Annotated in this window: 4 protein-coding genes; 1 reads left to right on the top strand and 3 read right to left on the bottom strand. The window is 43.2% G+C overall.

The genetic code is table 11. The features are described 5' to 3' along the window. Positions 1–86: 86 nt before the first annotated feature. The 3 genes from VB797_RS34775 to VB797_RS34765 all read right to left on the bottom strand — a co-directional run bounded on the left by VB797_RS34775 (position 87) and on the right by VB797_RS34765 (position 3383). A complete protein-coding gene (locus VB797_RS34775) occupies positions 87–1664 on the bottom strand; it encodes a group II intron reverse transcriptase/maturase (RefSeq protein ID WP_323242361.1) in 1578 nt (525 codons plus the stop codon). A 90-nt stretch (positions 1665–1754) separates the two neighbouring features. Then, positions 1755–2123, bottom strand: coding sequence for a hypothetical protein (locus tag VB797_RS34770; RefSeq protein ID WP_323242360.1), 369 nt, complete (start codon positions 2121–2123; stop codon positions 1755–1757). A 51-nt stretch (positions 2124–2174) separates the two neighbouring features. Continuing rightward, positions 2175–3383, bottom strand: a complete 1209-nt coding sequence (locus VB797_RS34765; RefSeq protein ID WP_323242359.1) for a transposase — start codon at positions 3381–3383, stop codon at positions 2175–2177. Between the two features lie 55 nt (positions 3384–3438). On the opposite strand from VB797_RS34765, the gene tnpA reads away from it, so the two are divergent. Next, positions 3439–3870: an IS200/IS605 family transposase gene (tnpA, locus tag VB797_RS34760; protein WP_323242358.1), complete on the top strand. Its 432-nt coding sequence runs from the start codon at positions 3439–3441 to the stop codon at positions 3868–3870. Positions 3871–3945: the final 75 nt, after the last annotated feature.

Below are 3945 nucleotides of genomic sequence, written 5' to 3'. Positions count from 1 at the left end.
GGTAGAGTCGATGGGGAGTATTATCTCCCGCACCTCTCTGTTAGAACCGTGCGTGCGACTTTCGCCGCACACGGCTCCCGATATTCTTAAGGGACAGCCCTTTTGCTCATGTGGGTATAATCGTGACAGGACTCGTGAATAGCAATTAGGTTTTTTATTTTCCAATTGCTGTGGTTCCTATCTATGTGGTGGAGGTGAACTCGTTCTTCGCTTGTACACTTTAAGCCACATTTACCACAGGTATGGTTTTGCCGTTTTAATGCTTTAGAGGTGTTGTCATCGTACAGCTTACTATTGCGTTCGCTCCAGTAAGTTATATCACCGTCATAGGGTGATTTAGTTCCTATGACGTTATTGTGACGATTTTCGGAGCATGAAACTGTTGGGAATGCCTTGTCTAGTAATTTCTTAGCAGAATGGCGGTCTTGCTTAGTTTCTTTATTAAACACCTTATATGTTCTGTATTGTATGTGGTATAGCGAAAATCGCGAGCCGTCCATTTTGCAGAACTTATGGTAGTTTCTCCATCCTCTAACTATTGGTGCGAGCTTTTCAGCCTTTACCTTAGAACCATAATTCGAGTTATTAACGATGGTTTTTATCTTCTGACGGAACTTTTTAAAGTTGTCCACTGAGGGAGTGCTTTTAAATTTACCGTTGTTTTGCACTTTGAAATGCCAACCAAGGAAGTCAAAACCATTTGTCGCCGTGGTTACTTTTGTCTTTTTCTCGCTTACTTTCATCCCTCTTTTGGCTAAGAATTGGCTTATATCTTCAAGTATCTTTTCTGCATTGTCTTCGGGTCGAAGTATTATTACCATGTCATCCGCATAGCGGATTGATGGATACACAATTTCCTTTTTGGAGGTGTTTTGTGTTATCCTTTTCCTTTTACTTCTATGGTATCTATGAATACTTTCGATTCCGTTGAGAGCAATGTTTGCTAAAAGAGGACTTATCACGCCACCCTGTGGTGTACCTTGTTCTGGAAATTCGGGATTTACTCCGGCTTTTAGGCATCGAAATATACCGATTTTAGTGCCTTTGGGGGCGATAAGGTTTTCCATAATTGTGGTGTGTGAAATCCTATCGAAACACTTTTCAATATCGAGTTCTATAACCCGTTTATTGATTCCATTGGCATCCGATTTTAAGTTTTGAAACAGGATTCGTTGTGCATCGTGTGCTGAACGTCCTGGTCTAAAACCGTAACTGCGGTCGTGGAATAGTGCTTCATGAGCAGGTTCTATTGCGTATTTCACGAGACATTGCCACGCTCTATCCGCAACAGTCGGAATTTTAAGCATCCGCGTGGAACCATCTTTCTTAGGAATCGGGATGGAGCGTAACTTTTGGTGTATCCAATTGTTACCGGACATCTTCAGCAGTTCTTCTAGTTTAAAGCGCTCCTTAAAAGTAAGGGACTTTTTGCCGTCAATCCCTGCTGTTTTCTTACCCGCATTTAACTGTGATACTTGACGGATTGCCAGAAATCTAGCCGCTTTGGATTTCAAGATAAGCTTCTGAAGTGACAAAGCTTTCCGCTTGTTTCCTTCTCGAATAGCTTTAAACACTCGACATTGTAGGCGAAATAAATCGCGTCGAAATTTCTTCCAATTTAGATTTTTCCAAGATTCACTAGCCTCGTGACTGTGCCTAATCATGCTCTAACTCCGTTAAGTGTTTTTCTGAATACCTCAGCGAAATTACTCGCTGTCCTACCCGAATCCAAGGAATTCCGTATCTCGTCTTACCTACTTGGGGTTCGACCGTCCCAAGACCTTCGATTCGTTTTTATTCGTTCCCCCAGATGATTGATTTGTTCCGGTAGGTGTAGCCAATTTAACTATCAGAAACCCTGGATTCATGCTGCTATTAAGCTCAATGATGCAGCGGGTTTTTAGCTCTGATGAAGTCGGGGTGTTTCGGCATTTATGCCCCGCTTTCCTTTGAGTTACTTTTCTAGGCTCGGTTTCACCGTGGGAACTCCCTGTTAGCGCCAGTGTCAACCCATAACAGTTGTCTGGTTGCGCCCTGTTCCCAGCTTCACTCCACAAGAATCGAGCTTGTTCGGTGTGGGCAGATAAGGAGTCACGCTTGAATCTAGCGGGTAGGGCTTTCACCTACATCATTCTGAGAGTTCAGTGCTTGACCGGGGGTCAAGTTTCACTGGCTTAGTTATGTACGGACTGATTACCGTGATTCTCTAAACAACGAATCGCACTGGCTTTAAGGAGGGGTTGACCCGCCCCCCTATTCATTATATTTATAGCGGCGTTGTGGTCGCGGTCAAGACTACAACCACAGCCGCAAGTATGCCAACGTTCTGACAATTCTTTTGGGACTTTTAACCCACAAGCAGAGCAATTTTGACTGGTGTTGTAGGCACTTACTGCAACAGTTAATAACCCAGCATTTTCGGCTTTGGTTTGTAATATTGACAGAAAGTTTGACCATCCAGCATCATAAATAGACTTGGCTTTATTTGTACGAGCCAAGCCCTTAACGTTTAAGTTCTCGTAAGCAATTACATCATACTTTTTGAGCAGGCTGTTAGCCGTTTTGTAGTGAAAGTCTTTTCTCTTGTCGGCAACTTTTTTATGTTGCTTGCCCAAAGATTTGATTGCTTTTAATCTGCGGTTGCTACCCTTTTTGCGACGACTTACCCGTTTTTGAATTACCTTTAAGCGTTTCTGGGCTTTGCGATAATACTGGGGTATAGCAACAGTTTCGTTTTGTGCAGTAGTCAAAAACTCCTTAAGTCCGACATCAATTCCGGTTATTGATTCGGGATTAAAATCAGGTTTAATCGTCGGAACTGTTGCGTCTTCTAGGCTCAAAGTTGCGTAGTAACCCGTACTCTTTTTGGTAATAGAAACGGTCTTGATTTTAAACCCATCAGGAATAGGTCTATGCAAAATAACTTTAACTTTCCCAAGCATTGGTAAATTAATTAAATTATTTTGTAAGCAATCATTCTTTATTTGGGGATAAAGGAAAGTACGGTATCTACTACGTTGCTTGAAACGAGGTCTACCGCTACGTTTGCCATTGCTATCACCCTTAAGAAACCTGGTCATTGCAACCTTTACCCTCTTAACCACATCTTGCAGCACTTGGGAGTAAATTTCCGCGTACCAGGGATGCGTCTTTTTGAGTGAAGGTAGTGTTTTCTTTTGAGAGTAGTAGTCTGGGTTATCGCGCAATTCGGGTAGATGACAAACTAGCGGGCAAGCATTTACAGGACTGCGGTTACGCTCAAACCAGTCGAATCTATCTGCCAACAAGTAGTTGTATTGCGAACAAAGCATAGACAACCATCGATCTATTTTGATAGCTTGCTGTTTTGTTGGACGCAATTTGTACTGGTAGGCGGTTATCATCAGACGCTTGTTAATGACTGATAGAATAATAACATACAGTCGGGTGCTTTTTACAATGAAAGATGATTTTGTTGCCAGTGGACGTTCGGTGTCAGACCTTAAGGCTCATCTGGTTTTGACGACAAAATACCGTCGCAAAGTTTTGACGGGTGAGATGCTAGTTAGGTTGACCGAGATAGTGTCCGACCTGTGTGACAAATGGGGCTGCAAGATGATTGAGATCAATGGGGAGGAAGACCATGTTCATTTGCTATTCCAGTATTATCCTCAGATGGAATTGCCCAAATTTATTAGTAATTTGAAATCTATTTCTAGCCGCAGACTGCGTTCGGAGTTCTCTGAGCGGGTTAATCAGTTCTACTGGAAAGCAGTTTTTTGGAACGAGTCTTACTTCATTGCTAGTTGTGGAGGCGTAACTGTAACAGTGCTGAAGAAGTATATTGAGAAGCAAGACTCGCCGGAGGAAGGCAGGCGACGGGGCATCTAGCCCCGTCGCTTGCCCTGGCTCTCATCCCGACGCTGACTGAGTACAGTACAGCGCGGGGCTTCCCGCCGAAAAGCT

Source organism: Rivularia sp. UHCC 0363 (assembly GCF_034931125.1).
Taxonomy (GTDB): domain Bacteria; phylum Cyanobacteriota; class Cyanobacteriia; order Cyanobacteriales; family Nostocaceae; genus Rivularia.
The sequence above is the reverse complement of the archived record's forward strand: the minus strand, read 5'-3'. Positions and strand labels throughout refer to the sequence as shown.